Source organism: Streptomyces cinerochromogenes, from assembly GCF_014648635.1.
Lineage (GTDB): Bacteria > Actinomycetota > Actinomycetes > Streptomycetales > Streptomycetaceae > Streptomyces > Streptomyces cinerochromogenes.
In genome coordinates this window covers 1-907 of the sequence record NZ_BMRM01000058.1, presented here as the reverse complement: position 1 = coordinate 907, position 907 = coordinate 1, and the positions used below count along the sequence as shown (strand labels likewise).

1 protein-coding gene is annotated in these 907 nt (G+C 72.5%); it reads left to right on the top strand.

The genetic code is table 11. The features are described 5' to 3' along the window. A partial coding sequence (locus IEZ20_RS39405) for an ATP-binding protein (RefSeq protein WP_189307963.1) occupies positions 1 to 907 on the top strand: 907 nt, incomplete at both ends.

Here is a 907-nt window from a genome sequence, read left to right as displayed (position 1 = left end):
CCCCCGACCCCGTCAGCGGCGCCGACGAGGTCGTGGCGTTCGCCCGGGAGCACGGCCTGCCGATCGCGATCAAGGCCGCCTTCGGCGGCGGCGGGCGCGGCCTGAAGGTCGCCCGGACCCTGGAGGAGGTCCCCGAGCTGTACGAGTCCGCCGTCCGTGAGGCGGTGGCCGCGTTCGGCCGCGGCGAGTGCTTCGTCGAGCGCTACCTGGACCGTCCCCGGCACGTGGAGACCCAGTGCCTGGCCGACAAGCACGGCAACGTGGTCGTCGTCTCCACCCGTGACTGCTCCCTGCAGCGCCGCCACCAGAAGCTGGTGGAGGAGGCCCCGGCGCCGTTCCTGTCCCAGGAGCAGGTCGCCGAGCTGTACCGGGCCTCGAAGGCGATCCTGAAGGAGGCCCGCTACGAGGGCGCCGGCACGTGCGAGTTCCTCGTCGGCCAGGACGGCACGATCTCCTTCCTGGAGGTCAACACCCGTCTGCAGGTCGAGCACCCGGTGACCGAGGAGGTCGCCGGCATCGACCTGGTCCGTGAGATGTTCCGCATCGCCGACGGCGAGGAACTCGGCTACGGCGACCCGGTGCTGCGCGGTCACTCGTTCGAGTTCCGTATCAACGGCGAGGACCCGGGCCGCAACTTCCTGCCCGCGCCGGGCACGGTCACCCGGTTCGACGCGCCGTCCGGTCCGGGTGTCCGTCTGGACGCGGGCGTGGAGTCGGGCAGCGTCATCGGCCCGGCCTGGGACTCGCTGCTGGCCAAGCTGATCGTGACCGGCCGCACCCGCAAGGAGGCCCTGGAGCGGGCCGCCCGCGCGCTGGAGGAGTTCCAGGTCGAGGGCATGGCCACCGCGATCCCGTTCCACCGCGCGGTCGTCAGGGACCCGGCGTTCGCCCCCGAACTGACCGGCTC